Source organism: Vibrio navarrensis (assembly GCF_015767675.1).
GTDB lineage: Bacteria > Pseudomonadota > Gammaproteobacteria > Enterobacterales > Vibrionaceae > Vibrio.
In genome coordinates, this window is record NZ_CP065217.1 from 2,562,173 (window position 1) to 2,577,033 (window position 14,861).

Genomic DNA, 14,861 nt, shown 5'->3' on the forward strand with positions numbered 1-14,861 from the left:
CTACTCTTGCTTAGCAACGGCGGCCAACACTGGTGCAAGAGATTTTAGTAACTCTTCCTCCACAGGTTTACCCGATGAGTTGGTCACGTTGATGGACGTTCGGTTACCCAAATCCCCAAACAAAAACGTGTAGGTTCCTGATTTGAGTTCCATCGGTTTCACGCCAATCTCATTCCAAAACTCATCATCAGGTGACGCATACTTGGCTTTTAACGTCCCTTGAGACTGGTTGCGCTCCTCGATATTAAAACCGATACGCGGCAAAATCGTCGGCAAACGCTGCCATAACACATTGTATGGCGTACGCGCGATAATTACAGGGAATCCGCTGCGGTCACTGCCCATAGTAATGGGAATCTGCTTAACCAACGCTTGCGCTTTGCGCTGTGCTTCGTCCCGCTTGTTTTGATCATATTGCGAGGTGACGAGGTTGGTCATAAAGACGTTATAGCGCTCTTTATTAGTTAAGGTGACCGGTTTTATTTGCGTACCTTCCCGCCAATCAATCAAACTGATGCGAAAACCGTAACGATTGTTGGCTTCAAAACGGTCAACTGAGTAACGGCTGCCGATATCGGTCTCTTCATCTTCTGATTTCCAAACCAGCCAACCCGTTTCAACATGCGTCTCTGAGCTGGTTTGGATGGGGATTTGACGCTCCGCCAGCATGTTCAGCACCGTCTGCCAAACCTCTTCCGCTTCTTCTTGCTTGATAAGCCATAGCGTGATCTCACCTTGATTGCGTTCATAGCGCGCGCCAGGAATCAACTCCAAAATCTGCTGTGGTGGACGAATGTCGACCTCTTGGCCTATCCCGCCGGTAAAATTCCCCTGTGGAATATCGAAATTGGGATAAAACTGCGCTGTCGCGTCATCGGGGAGATTCCACGTTTGTAAATCAGCGGTTTCCAGATAGGTAAAATCGTCTTTGGCTTGGCGACGTTGGGTTGGACTACTTGAACAAGCAGTGAGCACTAAAACAGCCAGCGAGCTAAGCACTAACTGACGAGAAAACTTCATTGAAACTCCTAAAGCGCCGGAGAATGCTCCGGCGTTACTACATCTATCTTAGAAAATACCAGCGTCGGTCATTGCTTTGGCAACAATGGGCTGCGCTTTTTCTGACAATTCAGTCAGTGGTAAACGAAGGTGACCACACTCAATTAAGCCAAGCTGTTGCGCGGCCCATTTGACTGGAATTGGGCTTGATTCGACAAACAGGTTCTTGTGCAGTGGCATTAAACGTTGGTTGATGATTTCCGCTTCTTCAAAGCGACCTTCTCTTGCTAAACGGAACATGTCTGCCATGTCTTTCGCCGCAATATTATTGGTTACAGAAATCACCCCTTGACCACCGAGCTTAACAAAATCCAGCCCAGTCGCGTCGTCACCACTGAGTAAGATAAAATCTTCGCCACAAAGTTCACGGTGAAGTGCAACTCGTTTTAAATCGCCAGTCGCATCTTTAAGCGCGATGATGTTATCGATCTCAGCCAAACGCGCCACGGTTTCTGGCAGTAGGTCAACTGCCGTGCGGCCCGGCACATTATACAGAATTTGTGGTACCGTGCTGACTTCAGCAATGGCTTTATAGTGCAGATACAAACCTTCTTGAGTCGGTTTGTTGTAATAAGGAGTAACACTTAGGCAGGCATCGATGCCTGAATCATTCAGCAAACGGCTAAAAGTGACCGATTCATGGGTTGCATTCGCGCCCGTACCGGCAATGACAGGGATTCGACCATTGACGAATTCGACCGTTTTGTTGACTACTTTAACGTGCTCTTCCACGGTCAAAGTAGAAGACTCGCCTGTGGTCCCAACAGCCACAATACCGTTTGTGCCAGCCGCAATATGATATTCAACTAACTTTTGTAGACCATCAAAATCTACTTCGCCATCTGGCTTGAACGGCGTGAGTAACGCAACGATACTTCCTGATAACATGTCTTTCTCCCTCATTTGATTCTTCATGCATGGTACTGTAAGGCGATTGAAAAAAACAAGAGCGCAAACTCGCTTCCTGAGTACAAGTGGATGAATATTTGAATTGATATGGCTTTCTGTGACTTTCCCTTCGGGGAGAGGGCTCTCGCGCTCGACTATAGTTACTTGAGATGAGCCTCTTGTCAGCGCTTGGTGAAGAGTGGTCGATGTTTCTGCTTTGCATAAAAAAACGAACTTACTCGACATTTTGTGCAAACGGATATGCTACCATCCTGCGAAAAATGAAAATGAACAAATAAGAGCAACGCTATGACTCAACATCTGGTAATTACTGCCATGGGTACCGACAGACCGGGGATTTGCAACCAAGTCGTGCATCTGGTCACTCAGGCAGGGTGCAATATTATTGACAGCCGCATTGCCATGTTTGGCAATGAGTTCACCTTGATCATGCTGCTCTCTGGCAGCAGTAACGGCATTGCCAGAGTCGAAACCACCCTGCCGTTACTCGGCCAGGAGCAAGACCTCATTACCATCATGAAACGCACCTCGCCGCACAACCCCTTGAGTAACTGCTACACGCTGGAGGTGTTTATTGAGTCGGATGATCGCGTCGGCCTCACCGAACAGTTCACCCAGTTTTTTGCTGACAAACAAATTGGGCTGTCGATGCTCAGTGCTCAAACCATTGATAAATCTCTGGTGCAGCTGGAGAAAGATCAGTTCCACATTGCGATTACTGCGTCGGTCAACAGCGAATGCAACTTAATGCAGCTACAAGAAGACTTTAATGATCTTTGTACCAAGCTCAGCGTACAAGGCTCACTCAACTTCATTAAAAACACACTATAAAAAGGAAGCCCGATAATGAATACGCTGACAGCAGGCGTGCCAGCTCCCGCCTTCTCTTTGCTCGATCAAAATGGAAATACTGTCTCTTTGGCCGATTTCAAAGGCAAGAAAGTCCTGTTTTACTTTTACCCCAAAGCCATGACACCAGGCTGCACAGTGCAGGCGCAGGGGCTGAGAGATGTAAAAGCCGAACTTGACGCGCACAACGTGGTGGTTTTAGGTGTCAGCACCGATCCAGTGAAACGTCTCGGTAAATTTATTGAGCGCGACAACCTCAACTTTACGCTCCTGTCGGACGAAGACCACCAGGTCGCTGAACAGTTTGGCGTGTGGGGATTGAAGAAATTCATGGGAAAAACCTACGATGGTTTGCACCGCATCAGTTTCTTGATCAACGAGCAAGGGGTTATCGAGCAGGTGTTTGATAAGTTCAAAACCAAGGATCACCACCAAGTGGTTCTCAACTACCTTAACGCCCAAGGCTAGCATCAAGGTATTGCAAACTAGAAAGAGTAAGCCCGGACATTAACCGGGCTTACTTTTATTCCATCGCTTCTTGTCCTTCTTGGCTTGGCAACGCTTTCCACACCGCTTTGACTAATGTCGCCAGCGGAATAGCGAAAAAGACACCCCAAAAACCCCAAAGCCCACCAAACACCAACACTGCGACGATAATCGCCACCGGATGCAGGTTCACCGCTTCAGAAAAGAGCACAGGCACCAACACGTTACCATCCAGTGCCTGAATAATAGCGTAGGCAATCAGTAAAGTATAAAACTCACTAGAGATCCCCCACTGAAACAGCGCCACAATCGCAACAGGCACAGTGACAGCCGCAGCGCCGATATAAGGGATGAGTACCGAAAGGCCGACCGCGACAGCAAGCAGCACCGAATATCTCAGATTGAGCACCGCAAAAGTAACGTAACTGACGCCACCGACAATCAAAATCTCCAGTACTTTACCGCGAATATAGTTGGAAATCTGCTCGTTCATCTCATGCCACACTTTGTTGGCCAAACGACGGTTTTTCGGCAACAACCCACTGGCCGTGCTCATCATTTCATCTTTATCTTTGAGCAGGAAGAACACCAATAACGGCACCAAGATCAGATACACCGCAAGAGTAGCGATACTGATCAAAGAGGCCAGCGAGCCTTTTACCACGCTTTCCCCCATACCTAACACTTTGTTTTTTGCGTTGGTGGCAATCGACTCAACAATCTGTAAGTTGGCCAACTCAGGGTAACGCTCTGGCAAAGTGGCGATGAACTTTTGCAAACCGGTGTACATGCTAGGAATGTCATTAATCAAATTGCCGACCTGTGTCCAGATAGTCGGAATGAGGCCAAACAATGCCACAAACATGATACCGACAAACAGCAGGATAACCGACACAACCGCGATGGTGCGTGGTACACCTAAACGATGCATTTGTGCCACTGGCCATTCAAGCAAGTACGCAAGCACGATGGCGACCAACAACGGAGCAATGAGATGACCAAAAAAGTAGATGGTAATGAAACCGAACAGCAAAATGGCGACTAAGCTGGCAGCATGAGGATCTGAAAAACGTCGCTTATACCAGCGGCTTATCATTTCAAACATCTGACGACACATCCTTTTTGAAAATACGTAGAAGATAAAAGTCGGGCTTTACCTGAGTTTCAATCTCAAAGTGCTGTGCTTGCAGATATCTGACAATATCTTGCAGGGAACTTTGATCTGATATCAGAATAACTGATTGACTTCCTTTAACTAACTCTGCACTGTGGCGCTTAGCCAACAACAAGGCCATTGGGCAACGATGCGCTCGGAGATCCAATTGTGTGGGTTCCATTATTTTGTCCGTTGCTTATCATAGGCGTGTTATTGTAAAGCGTTTTTTTGCCGGTGCCAGCTTTTCTCCAAGTTTACTCCGGCGTTTTGTCACTTCGTGTGTGCTTTCTTTACTGATTATTTACGAAACCAATTTTATGCCCACGGGTCTTAATGTTGCAGCCATATGGAGACTCAATGATTACTATGTTAAAACGCGCTCGCAGCTTACTAAGCCTCTCTATCGCCATGAGTCTGGTGACCCCGGCACCGCTTTTTGCTAACACGTTAGACCTACCGGACATCGGCACTGCCGCAGGTGCCACGTTGTCGATTGACCAAGAACTCATTTATGGTGACGCTTATATGCGCATGCTGCGCAGCAGTCAGCCGATCATCAACGATCCGGTCCTCAATCAGTACATCGATACGCTCGGTCATCGCTTGGTTGCCAATGCCAATGACGTCAAAACTCCTTTCCGCTTTTTTATGATTCGCGATCGCAATATCAACGCATTCGCTTTCTTCGGCGGCTATGTGGCACTGCATTCTGGGCTGTTTTTACATGCTCGCACCGAAAGCGAACTCGCCTCCGTGATTGCCCATGAAATTGCCCACGTGACTCAGAGGCATCTTGCGCGAAGTATGGAGGAACAAGCTCGACGTTCCCCAGCAACATTAGCGGCCTTGGCTGGAGCTTTATTACTGGCGATCGCCGCACCAGAGGCAGGGATTGCAGCCATCACCGCCACCACGGCGGGAACGATGCAAAGCCAAATCAACTACACCCGCAGCAATGAGAAAGAGGCAGACCGTTTTGGCATCAACACGCTGGTCAAAGCGGGCTATAATGCCCAAGCAATGCCGCGATTTTTCTCTCGTCTTGCCGATGAGTATCGCTACGCCAGCACGCCTCCTCCCATGCTTCTGACGCACCCATTGCCAGAAGATCGCATCACCGACAGCCGAGCCAGAGCGCAAAGCTATCCTCCGCTGCGCGAGATGCCTTCGTTAGATTACCATTTAGCTCGAGCGCGCATCGTCGCGCGATACGCAGGCATCGATTCCGACGCGGCAATGGACTGGTTTGCACGCACAGAAAAGAAGGCCGATCCTGCGCTCAAAACCGCTTTTGAATATGGAAGAGCCTTGGTTCATCTCGACAAAAAGGAGTTCAAAGAAGCGCAAGAGATTTTGCTTAAGTTAAGCGCTGCCGAGCCCAACAACGTCTTTTATTTGGACGCGCTTGCAGACCTCTACATCGAGCAGAAACAAGCGCTGAAAGCGGCAACTATGCTTAAAAGTGCGCTCGAACGCATTCCCAACAACCCGGTCCTGACGATAAACTACGCCAACGCTTTGCTTGAGGCGGAAAAAACTGCCGACGCTGTCCGTCTACTTCAGCGCTACACCCATGATAATCCTGACGATACCAATGGATGGCATTTGCTTTCGCGCGCCAACATCAGCCAAGGTAATAGCGGTGAAGATTTGGCGGCGCGAGCAGAGATCTTGGCGCTGCAAGCCAACTGGAACAAAGCAATTCAGTACTACACCCAAGCCAGCCAACTGGCCACTTTGGGTAGCTTAGAACAAGCGAGGTATGATGCGCGCATTGATCAACTGATGGTGCAGCGCGATCGCTTCCTCGCCTTACAATAATGAAATGGAGAATGTCATGTCAGTCGTTATCTACCATAATCCTCGCTGCTCAAAGAGCCGCCAAACGCTGGAATTACTGGAGCAAAATGGGGTAACTCCCGAAGTGGTGAAATATCTGCAAACGCCTTTGGACATCAAGCAGTTACAAACCCTTTTCGCACAGCTTGGCCTCGATTCCGTGCGAGACATGATGCGCACCAAAGACGATCTCTACAAAGAGCTGCAATTGGCCGAAGCCAGTGATGAACAACTGTTCGCCGCCATGGCCGAGCACCCTACGCTCTTCGAACGCCCAGTGGTGGTTGCAAATGGTCAAGCGCGCATCGGCCGCCCACCTGAAGCGGTTCTGGAGATTCTATAACTGCCAATGAGTACGCATATTCTCATTCTCTATTATAGCCGCCACGGTAAAACCAAACTGTTGGCGCGACAAATCGCCCGTGGCGCCGGCTCCGTGAACGGATGTGAAGTGATTTTACGCACCGTGGCTGAACTGACCGCGAGCTCACAGCAGGCGAGCGATCCTGTTGTTACTCTGGACGAGTTGAAACAGTGTGACGGACTGGCGATGGGTAGCCCGGTGTGGTTTGGCAACATGGCGGCACCATTGAAACATTTTTGGGACCAAACCAGCCGCTTATGGCTCAATGGCGATCTGATTGACAAGCCTGCCTGCGTGTTTACCTCTTCCTCCACCATGCACGGTGGGCAGGAAACCACGTTACAGAGCATGATGACACCCCTTCTGCATCACGGCATGTTGATCTTGGGCATTCCCTACTCTGAACCACTGTTGCATCAAACTCGCTCTGGCGGAACACCTTACGGTGCGAGCAGTGTCGGCCACGAAGCCACCTTGACCACAGAAGAGAGCCAACTGGCACAGCAACTAGGAAAACGTCTGGCACAGATCGCCAGTAAGCAAAAGGAGTCGTAAATGTCCTCACTCTCTATGGGCGCCAAGACGCGTCGCTTTCGCTATTTGGCGCTGTTTGGCAATTTGGCGTTGCTGGCGTGGGTCGCCCTGTGGCAACTGGCTCTTTCTCCTCATCCACACTTGAGCAGCACGGCGTTAGCGATCGCTTGGTGTATTCCTTTACTGTTGCCGCTTCCCGGTATTATTGCGGGGAAACCTTACACGCACGCTTGGGCTAACTTTGTGTTAATGCTCTACTTTCTGCATGCGTTGACCATCTTGTATGTGGATGGCGGTGAAAGGTGGCTGGCTTTGGTTGAACTGCTGCTCACCGCCCTTGGCTTTGCGGGCAATATCCTGTATGCACGCACGCGCGGTCAAGAACTGGGATTGAAACTGCAAAAACTGTCGCAGATCGAAAAAGAAGAGAAAGCCAAGTTTGGCAACGAGAAAATGGGTAAGCAGTAATTTTTCTCACTGCTTAACTTAAATGCAAAAACGCCAACTAAGTTGGCGTTTTTTATTCCAAAATATCGCATTAGGATTCTAAGAGCGACCTTGCCACTCATACACCAAGGGATCGCCATTGGATAGAGGCTCAGCGACAGTTTCTGTAACGCTGATATCTTGTGCTGGCAGGGGGATTTGCGTTGACGGAGCCGCACCCTCTTCAGGAGAAAGGGCTGCCGGATCTGAATCCAATGTCTCCTCCTCTACCGGGCTCGATAGCGGGTCGTCAAACTTCACCACACGCGGCAACTGTTCCGCTTCTTTTTCAAATGCAGCTTGCGAGGCGAGCAAGTGAACACGCAGAGTCAGCTCATTACCTTTGATTTTAAGAATGTCGAGGCTTGCCACAGAATTGAGCGCAGTTAACGCTTTCTCTAAACTAAAGAAGTCGATGGCATTATTGATATTGAGAAATTTCACCACAACTGATTGCGAGGATTCACCGGATACCAGCACAGCGCTACGTTTGGCATAGAAGTCCGCAATGGTATTGATGAGAGTTGCACTCGCATCCTCACCGTTTGCTGAACCTGTCATCGGCACTTGGTTTGCCGTTTCCATCACTTCTGGCGGTTGATCGTATAAGCTCCAGCGTAACTGATTGCCTTGCGCGCGAATCACCAACACGCCATCAACCGGATAGCGTTGACTGGCGCGACTGATGGGTTGCACAAAGCCGCCCCACAGATCTGAAATGGCAATGCCAGTAATATCATCAAAATCACCGATCGGCATCGTGAGTGGTAAACCGCGCTCGCGAGCCGCAGACTTTAGCCCATCAACGACACTGCCGCCGGAATGCTCCCAGACGATCGCGCGGTCATAATTTTGCTCTTCCACCAACCAAACCAGCAAGTTATTGCGATTTTCCGACCAAAAAGGCAATTGCGCCTGAGTCAGTAAGGCTCGGATCTGCGCGCTATTAAAGAGCAGCTTCACTGACGTCTGCTCACCAAGTTTGCCGTAGCTAAGCTGGGAGATATAACGTGCGCTTGCTTGCAGCGCCTTGCTCACCACCGGGTTGTTTACCGAATCGACCGAACCCGACGCCCTAACAATCACTTGCTGCATCGCTTGCTGACGAGCCAGCTCTTCACCATTGCTTTTTTCAGCATCAATAGCCACTTCAGCACGATAAATATCAACCTGGGTCAACGCGTAGACCGGCAAAGCCAACCAGCCGATCATCAATAAAGCTAAATAGCGCATACTTTTCCTAACTTACTGCGTGGGAAGTAAGATGATAAGCAACTATCAAACCATGAGCAAGAAAACCGCAGAGATTGGCTCTATTTCTTTGTTTAATGAAAAATCGCCACACGGTTGCATAAGATCTCAGCAAACAGCACCATTATTGGAAAAAATTGATCAAAACTAGTTAGCAATCGTTTGCAAAGTGATAAAATCCCGCGAATTTATCTGCATATTTGTTAATAGGGAACCTTTATGAAAAACGCGATACAGGGCGCGCAAATGTTGTTTGTCGCCTTTGGTGCCTTGGTGCTTGTGCCTTTGCTGACCGGACTTGACCCAAACGTAGCTCTGTTTGGTGCTGGTGTCGGCACATTACTATTCCAACTGATCACCCGCCAAAGCGTGCCTATTTTCCTTGCCTCTTCTTTCGCTTTTATCGCTCCCATCATGTTCGGTATCCAAACCTGGGGTATCGGGGCAACCATGGGTGGCCTCATGGCAGCAGGGTTTGTTTACATCATTCTTGGCGCTTTCATCAAGATTCGTGGCGTGGCGTTCATTCACAAACTGCTGCCACCTGTGGTGGTGGGTCCGGTGATCATTGTTATCGGTCTCGGCCTAGCGCCTGTTGCCGTTAATATGGCACTCGGTAAAACCGGCGATGGTGCAGTACAACTGGTCGATGGCAATGCCGCGCTGTGGATCTCTTCCATTTCTCTGCTGGTGACCATCGCCATGAGCGTGTTTGCCAAAGGCTTCCTGAAACTTCTGCCTATTTGTGGTGGCATCGCCGCAGGCTACGCGGTCAGCCTAGGTTTTGGCGTGGTTGATTTCACTCCCGTCGCTCAAGCGGCGTGGCTCGCTATGCCAAACTTCACAGCGCCAGAGTTCAATATCAACGCGATTCTGTTCATGATCCCAGTGGCTATCGCTCCCGCCGTAGAACATGTCGGCGATATGTTGGCGATTTCCAACGTGACAGGCAAAAATTATCTGAAAAAACCCGGTCTACACCGCACGATTGCCGGTGATGGAATTGCGACCATCGCCGCTTCTATGGTCGGTGCGCCGCCAAATACCACCTACAGTGAAGTGACTGGCGCCGTTATGCTGACCAAAGCGTTCAATCCGGTCATCATGACTTGGGCTGCAATCACCGCCATCGTTCTCGCTCTGGTTGGTAAACTCGGTGCGCTCCTGCTGACCATTCCAGTGCCGGTGATGGGCGGCATTATGATCTTGCTGTTTGGCTCAATTGCGACTGTCGGTCTCAATACGCTGATCAAAAACCACGTTGACCTGCACAAATCACGCAACCTAGTGATTGTTGCCGTCACACTGGTGTTCGGTATTGGAGGCATGGCCTTTGGTATTGGTGAGTTCAGCCTACAAGGTGTTAGCCTCTGCGGCATCGTCGCCATCGCACTCAACCTGATCCTGCCACAAGACCTGGGCGAGAATCACGTGGTGGATAACGCACAAATGGAAGAAGAGGTCGAAGTGAAAGGCTAAGCTTTTCTTTCATCTCAGATAATAAAAACGCCTGACATTGCTGCCAGGCGTTTTTATTTGCAATCGAGTTTTACTTTGGCTTACTTGGTACCAAAGATTTTGTCACCCGCATCACCCAGACCTGGGACAATGTAGCCTTTGTCATTCAGTTTTTCGTCGATTGCCGCACAATACAGTTCAACATCTGGATGCGCTTTTTCCAGCGCGGCGATCCCTTCAGGAGCCGCGACAAGAACCAGCACTTTAATTTGCTGACACCCTTTCTCTTTCAAAAGGTCGATGGTTGCGATCATCGAGCCGCCAGTCGCCAACATAGGATCGACCACCAACGCGATACGCTCTTCCATGTTAGAAGCAAGCTTGTTGAAATAGGGGATTGGCTCAAGTGTCTCTTCATCGCGGTAGATACCCACAACACTGATACGTGCGCTTGGCATGTGCTCCAAAACGCCATCCATCATTCCCAAACCCGCACGTAAAATTGGCACAACCGTGACTTTTTTACCCTTGATTTGATCGACAGCAACTGGGCCATTCCAACCTTCAATAGTCACTTTTTCCGTTTCAAAATCGGAAGTGGCTTCGTAGGTTAAAAGACTGCCAACTTCCGTTGCCAATTCGCGAAAACGCTTAGTGCTGATATCACCTTCTCTCATCAAACCAATCTTATGTTTTACAAGAGGATGTTTTACTTCAACAACTTTCATGTCTATCTCCGGCAATATAGATAAATTTTAAACAAACTGGCCGATTATAAACGATTTCGTCACGAATTTCTCGTCACAAAGCGCAAGAAAAAAACTCGCGCAAACGTTTGCTCTTTATATTCGAGCACTGGTAGAATAGCGCCGTTTTCATATCCAACTTAAAACGAGGACTTCCCCGTGAGTGGTAATAACTCTTCTCTGAGCTATAAAGATGCTGGTGTAGACATCGATGCAGGCAACGCCCTAGTCGAACGTATTAAAGGTGCGGTTAAGCGCACACGTCGTCCTGAAGTCATGGGCGGCCTTGGCGGATTCGGCGCACTGTGCGAACTGCCAACTAAATACAAGCAGCCAGTTTTGGTGTCGGGCACCGACGGTGTAGGAACCAAACTGCGTCTCGCTCTGGATATGAACAAACACGACACCATCGGCATCGACTTAGTAGCGATGTGCGTCAACGATCTGATTGTGCAAGGTGCTGAACCCTTGTTTTTCCTTGATTACTACGCGACAGGTAAGCTGGATGTTGATACCGCCGCTGCGGTGGTTTCTGGCATTGCGGATGGTTGCGTACAGGCTGGCTGCGCTTTGATCGGTGGTGAAACCGCGGAAATGCCGGGAATGTATGAAGGCGAAGACTATGATGTCGCCGGTTTCTGCGTTGGCGTGGTCGAAAAAGAAGAGATCATTGATGGCAGCAAAGTGGCGGTTGGCGATGCACTGATTGCCGTCGGTTCAAGCGGCCCACACTCAAACGGCTACTCTCTTATCCGCAAAATTCTTGAAGTGTCTGGCGCAGACAAGAATGAGGAGTTGGCTGGACGTACCATTGGCGAGCACCTACTAGAACCCACCAAGATCTATATTAAGTCAGGTCTAAAACTGATTGCTGAACACGACATTCATGCGATTTCACACATCACTGGCGGTGGTTTCTGGGAAAACATTCCGCGCGTATTGCCTGAAGGTACCAAAGCGGTGATTGATGGCAAGAGCTGGCAATGGCCCGTGATCTTCCAATGGCTGCAAGAGAAAGGCAACGTAGACACGCATGAAATGTACCGCACCTTCAACTGTGGCGTTGGCCTGATTATCGCTCTACCACAAGCGCAAGCAGAAGCCGCAGTGAAACTGCTGCAAGAGGAAGGCGAAAACGCTTGGGTTATCGGCGCGATCGCGAAAGCGGAGAGCGGCGAAGAACAGGTCGAGATTCACTGATCCTTCAGTCAACGACAAACAAACAGAATGAGGACTTATGTCCTCATTCTGCTATTTACGCCACTAAAAACCCTGAAAGAGTTAGGTATTCTGCCACTCTTTAGCGCAATAAACAGACTCACCAGGACATTGACACCCAGATGAAAAATATCGTGGTACTTATCTCCGGTAGCGGTAGCAACCTTCAGGCGATCCTTGAAGCCTGCCAATCTTCCATCACTAACGCCCAAGTTCGCGCGGTGTTTTCTAACAAAGCAGAGGCTTACGGCCTTGAACGCGCGCGGCAATTTGATGTGGCGACCCATTTTGTTGATCCGACACCTTTTGCTAATCGAGCGGATTTCGACCAAGTGTTGATGGAGAAAATCGACACTTATCAGCCAGATATCATCGTCCTTGCCGGCTACATGCGAATTCTTAGTGGCGAGTTTGTGCGCCACTATGTAGGCAAAATGATCAATATTCATCCGTCGTTATTACCGAAATACCCCGGATTACACACTCACCAACGCGCCATTGACGCGGGTGAGTGTGAACACGGAGCCAGCGTGCACTTTGTGACAGAAGAACTCGATGGCGGCCCCGTCATTTTACAAGCCAAAGTTCCGGTGTTTTCTGATGACGATGCCGCGACGCTCGCCGCACGCGTGCAAACTCAGGAACATAACATTTACCCTTTGGTAGTCAAATGGCTGGCTGACGAACGCTTGATCATGCAAGATGGGACGGCCTATCTCGATAGCGTGCAGCTTGGCGCATCGGGTTACGCAGCAGACGAATAGTGCAAGTGATTCATTAGCAAGAAAAAAGGTTGCTTTGTGCAACCTTTTTATCTTGATTATTCCAGTGGCTCTGTCGGCGCTTGGCAACTGGGCTTTGGCGCAGCAAACGGCACATCCTTAAGTTGTGGCGCATTGGTGATAATCCGTTCACCAAAGTGAAACAGACCATATTCACTGGGCTTCATCCGTTGCCATGCTTCATTGCACGTCAATGGCTGGGTGGCAATCACCGAAACGACATCGTTAGGAGTGGTCTCTTCTTGAAAGTTGATCTCCACGTCCTCATCCAGCAAAGCCGCTTTGCCAAACGGGGCGCGACGCGTGATCCAGTACAGATGATTGGTGCAATAGGTCATCACATATTCCCCATCGCTCATCAGCATGTTAAACACTCCTTTTTCCTTCAGCACTTCGCAGCATGAGGCCAAATAGGTGAAAACACTTTCCATATCTTGTGGAATTTCAGGATAACGTTGCTCTAACTGGTTGAGCAGCCAACAAAATGCTTTTTCACTGTCGGTTTGTCCAACAGGGCGATGCCGCCCTGAATCGAGCGTGTGGTAGTCACTCAACTGACCGTTGTGGGCAAATGTCCAGTAACGTCCCCAAAGCTCACGGGTAAATGGGTGGGTATTTTCCAGCGAAACACCGCCACGGTTAGCTTGACGAATATGGCTGATCACCGAACAGCTTTTGATAGGATAACTTTGCACCAGTTCGGCGATTTTGGACTCACAGCTCGGTTTGGGATCTTTAAAGGTGCGAAAGCCCTTTCCTTCATAAAAGGTAATCCCCCAGCCATCGCGATGTGGCCCAGTTTTCCCGCCCCGTTGCATCAACCCCGTAAAACTGAAACAGATGTCGGTGGGGACATTCGCGCTCATGCCGAGCAATTCGCACATGCTAAAACAACTCCCTGCAAAAAAGAGGCAAAGCCTCTGTTATTCAATCTCTTTTTCAATCAACTGAATGATGATGTGGATGATCTTGATATGCACTTCTTGAATACGATCGGCGTAACCAAAGTGTGGGACACGGATCTCAACGTCTGCCAGACCAGCCATTTTGCCGCCATCTTTGCCGGTTAGCGCGATGGTTTTCATCCCTTTCGCTTTAGCCGCTTCAATCGCTTTAAGAATGTTGCCAGAGTTGCCTGAAGTGGACAGACCAAACAACACGTCACCTTGGCGCCCGACCGCTTCAACGTAACGTGAGAAGACGTATTCGTAACCAAAATCGTTGCTGACACAAGACAAGTGGCTCGGATCAGAAATAGCAATGCCGGCATAACCCGGGCGGTTTTCACGGTAACGACCGGTTAACTCTTCGGCAAAATGCATCGCATCACAATGGGAACCACCATTACCACAAGAGAGGACCTTGCCATCTTGTTTGAATGAATCAGCAATCATTTTTGCTGCCGCTTCAATTTGGGCAAGATTATGCTCGTCGCTGAGGAACTTATTCAGAACTTCAGCCGCTTCCGTCAACTCATTTCTAATCAGATCTTGGTACATAAGATGTTCTCTTTTTTGTTGTCATGTCACGCAATGCGCTCACGTTTGCAAGGCTAAGTTGCCACCTTGCTTGTAGATAGGCTGAGTTTACCCAAAAACAGGAAATTGTGTCGACACCAGAGAGCGAGATTTCGGCGATTTGTAAAGCGGTTTGAGGCGTTCTGATGCCGAAATCACCATTGAAATCTCAAATTTATCACTTTAGCTCAACCAAGATCACTTTTT

General features: G+C 49.2%; 17 protein-coding genes. 9 read left to right on the top strand and 8 right to left on the bottom strand.

Annotated features, from left to right (window positions below):
- Together bamC and dapA are read right to left on the bottom strand one after the other, a co-directional pair.
- A complete protein-coding gene (bamC, locus tag I3X05_RS12210) occupies positions 1-1,020 on the bottom strand; it encodes an outer membrane protein assembly factor BamC (RefSeq protein WP_045570196.1) in 1,020 nt (339 codons plus the stop codon).
- Positions 1,021-1,068: 48 nt separating this feature from the next.
- Positions 1,069-1,947 carry a 4-hydroxy-tetrahydrodipicolinate synthase gene (dapA, locus tag I3X05_RS12215; RefSeq protein ID WP_039430229.1) on the bottom strand — a complete coding sequence of 293 codons (879 nt, stop codon included), beginning with the start codon at positions 1,945-1,947 and terminating at the stop codon, positions 1,069-1,071.
- 309 nt (positions 1,948-2,256) lie between these two features.
- Here dapA and I3X05_RS12220 point away from each other — a divergent pair, with 309 nt between their 5' ends.
- The gene (locus tag I3X05_RS12220; protein ID WP_039430231.1) at positions 2,257-2,799 is read left to right on the top strand and encodes a glycine cleavage system protein R; all 543 of its coding nucleotides are present in this window, start codon (positions 2,257-2,259) and stop codon (positions 2,797-2,799) included.
- Positions 2,800-2,814: 15 nt separating this feature from the next.
- On the top strand, positions 2,815-3,285 hold the full coding sequence (gene bcp / locus I3X05_RS12225; RefSeq protein WP_045570197.1) for a thioredoxin-dependent thiol peroxidase: 471 nt from the start codon (positions 2,815-2,817) through the stop codon (positions 3,283-3,285).
- 55 nt (positions 3,286-3,340) lie between these two features.
- Here bcp and I3X05_RS12230 read toward each other — a convergent pair whose 3' ends face one another.
- Both I3X05_RS12230 and I3X05_RS12235 read right to left on the bottom strand, forming a co-directional pair.
- Complete coding sequence (locus I3X05_RS12230) at positions 3,341-4,408, bottom strand: AI-2E family transporter (RefSeq protein WP_193157840.1); 1,068 nt, start codon at positions 4,406-4,408, stop codon at positions 3,341-3,343.
- Entirely contained in the window at positions 4,401-4,640 is a 240-nt protein-coding gene (locus I3X05_RS12235) for a sulfurtransferase TusA family protein (RefSeq protein ID WP_193254097.1), read from the bottom strand. Before I3X05_RS12235 ends, I3X05_RS12230 begins: the two co-directional genes overlap by 8 nt.
- A 185-nt stretch (positions 4,641-4,825) precedes the next feature.
- Between I3X05_RS12235 and I3X05_RS12240 the strand changes: the two genes are divergently transcribed.
- Genes I3X05_RS12240 through I3X05_RS12255 form a run of 4 tightly spaced genes read left to right on the top strand, consistent with a single transcriptional unit; the run spans position 4,826 to position 7,664 of the window.
- The gene (locus I3X05_RS12240) at positions 4,826-6,280 is read left to right on the top strand and encodes a tetratricopeptide repeat protein (protein ID WP_193157845.1); all 1,455 of its coding nucleotides are present in this window, start codon (positions 4,826-4,828) and stop codon (positions 6,278-6,280) included.
- Positions 6,281-6,296: 16 nt separating this feature from the next.
- Positions 6,297-6,641, top strand: coding sequence for an arsenate reductase (glutaredoxin) (arsC, locus tag I3X05_RS12245; protein ID WP_193157838.1), 345 nt, complete (start codon positions 6,297-6,299; stop codon positions 6,639-6,641).
- 6 nt (positions 6,642-6,647) lie between these two features.
- Positions 6,648-7,217: an NAD(P)H:quinone oxidoreductase gene (wrbA, locus tag I3X05_RS12250; protein WP_045570201.1), complete on the top strand. Its 570-nt coding sequence runs from the start codon at positions 6,648-6,650 to the stop codon at positions 7,215-7,217.
- Positions 7,218-7,664 (top strand): DUF2069 domain-containing protein, encoded by a 447-nt coding sequence (locus tag I3X05_RS12255; protein WP_039439877.1) that lies wholly within the window; start codon positions 7,218-7,220, stop codon positions 7,662-7,664.
- A 78-nt stretch (positions 7,665-7,742) separates the two neighbouring features.
- Here I3X05_RS12255 and I3X05_RS12260 read toward each other — a convergent pair whose 3' ends face one another.
- Positions 7,743-8,915 carry a DUF2066 domain-containing protein gene (locus tag I3X05_RS12260; protein WP_045570202.1) on the bottom strand — a complete coding sequence of 391 codons (1,173 nt, stop codon included), beginning with the start codon at positions 8,913-8,915 and terminating at the stop codon, positions 7,743-7,745.
- 237 nt (positions 8,916-9,152) lie between these two features.
- Here I3X05_RS12260 and I3X05_RS12265 point away from each other — a divergent pair, with 237 nt between their 5' ends.
- A complete protein-coding gene (locus I3X05_RS12265; RefSeq protein ID WP_045570203.1) occupies positions 9,153-10,412 on the top strand; it encodes a uracil-xanthine permease family protein in 1,260 nt (419 codons plus the stop codon).
- Positions 10,413-10,492: 80 nt separating this feature from the next.
- On the opposite strand, the gene upp is transcribed toward I3X05_RS12265, so the two are convergent.
- Complete coding sequence (gene upp / locus I3X05_RS12270; RefSeq protein ID WP_045570204.1) at positions 10,493-11,119, bottom strand: uracil phosphoribosyltransferase; 627 nt, start codon at positions 11,117-11,119, stop codon at positions 10,493-10,495.
- 177 nt (positions 11,120-11,296) lie between these two features.
- On the opposite strand from upp, the gene purM reads away from it, so the two are divergent.
- Together purM and purN are read left to right on the top strand one after the other, a co-directional pair.
- Positions 11,297-12,337, top strand: coding sequence for a phosphoribosylformylglycinamidine cyclo-ligase (gene purM, locus I3X05_RS12275; RefSeq protein ID WP_045570205.1), 1,041 nt, complete (start codon positions 11,297-11,299; stop codon positions 12,335-12,337).
- A gap of 140 nt (positions 12,338-12,477) precedes the next feature.
- The gene (purN, locus tag I3X05_RS12280; protein WP_045570206.1) at positions 12,478-13,119 is read left to right on the top strand and encodes a phosphoribosylglycinamide formyltransferase; all 642 of its coding nucleotides are present in this window, start codon (positions 12,478-12,480) and stop codon (positions 13,117-13,119) included.
- A gap of 56 nt (positions 13,120-13,175) precedes the next feature.
- Here the strand turns inward: purN and I3X05_RS12285 are convergent, their stop codons facing one another.
- Together I3X05_RS12285 and lpcA are read right to left on the bottom strand one after the other, a co-directional pair.
- The gene (locus I3X05_RS12285) at positions 13,176-14,021 is read right to left on the bottom strand and encodes a class II glutamine amidotransferase (protein WP_045570207.1); all 846 of its coding nucleotides are present in this window, start codon (positions 14,019-14,021) and stop codon (positions 13,176-13,178) included.
- A gap of 39 nt (positions 14,022-14,060) precedes the next feature.
- A complete protein-coding gene (lpcA, locus tag I3X05_RS12290; RefSeq protein ID WP_193157837.1) occupies positions 14,061-14,636 on the bottom strand; it encodes a D-sedoheptulose 7-phosphate isomerase in 576 nt (191 codons plus the stop codon).
- Between the last annotated feature and the right edge of the window lie 225 nt (positions 14,637-14,861).

Coding starts and splice junctions, on each gene's coding strand:
- bamC (WP_045570196.1), bottom strand. CDS start 1,020: ATGAAGTTTTCTCGTCAGTTAGTGCTTAGCTCGCTGGCTGTTTTAGTG.
- dapA (WP_039430229.1), bottom strand. CDS start 1,947: ATGTTATCAGGAAGTATCGTTGCGTTACTCACGCCGTTCAAGCCAGAT.
- I3X05_RS12220 (WP_039430231.1), top strand. CDS start 2,257: ATGACTCAACATCTGGTAATTACTGCCATGGGTACCGACAGACCGGGG.
- bcp (WP_045570197.1), top strand. CDS start 2,815: ATGAATACGCTGACAGCAGGCGTGCCAGCTCCCGCCTTCTCTTTGCTC.
- I3X05_RS12230 (WP_193157840.1), bottom strand. CDS start 4,408: ATGTTTGAAATGATAAGCCGCTGGTATAAGCGACGTTTTTCAGATCCT.
- I3X05_RS12235 (WP_193254097.1), bottom strand. CDS start 4,640: ATGGAACCCACACAATTGGATCTCCGAGCGCATCGTTGCCCAATGGCC.
- I3X05_RS12240 (WP_193157845.1), top strand. CDS start 4,826: ATGTTAAAACGCGCTCGCAGCTTACTAAGCCTCTCTATCGCCATGAGT.
- arsC (WP_193157838.1), top strand. CDS start 6,297: ATGTCAGTCGTTATCTACCATAATCCTCGCTGCTCAAAGAGCCGCCAA.
- wrbA (WP_045570201.1), top strand. CDS start 6,648: ATGAGTACGCATATTCTCATTCTCTATTATAGCCGCCACGGTAAAACC.
- I3X05_RS12255 (WP_039439877.1), top strand. CDS start 7,218: ATGTCCTCACTCTCTATGGGCGCCAAGACGCGTCGCTTTCGCTATTTG.
- I3X05_RS12260 (WP_045570202.1), bottom strand. CDS start 8,915: ATGCGCTATTTAGCTTTATTGATGATCGGCTGGTTGGCTTTGCCGGTC.
- I3X05_RS12265 (WP_045570203.1), top strand. CDS start 9,153: ATGAAAAACGCGATACAGGGCGCGCAAATGTTGTTTGTCGCCTTTGGT.
- upp (WP_045570204.1), bottom strand. CDS start 11,119: ATGAAAGTTGTTGAAGTAAAACATCCTCTTGTAAAACATAAGATTGGT.
- purN (WP_045570206.1), top strand. CDS start 12,478: ATGAAAAATATCGTGGTACTTATCTCCGGTAGCGGTAGCAACCTTCAG.
- I3X05_RS12285 (WP_045570207.1), bottom strand. CDS start 14,021: ATGTGCGAATTGCTCGGCATGAGCGCGAATGTCCCCACCGACATCTGT.
- lpcA (WP_193157837.1), bottom strand. CDS start 14,636: ATGTACCAAGATCTGATTAGAAATGAGTTGACGGAAGCGGCTGAAGTT.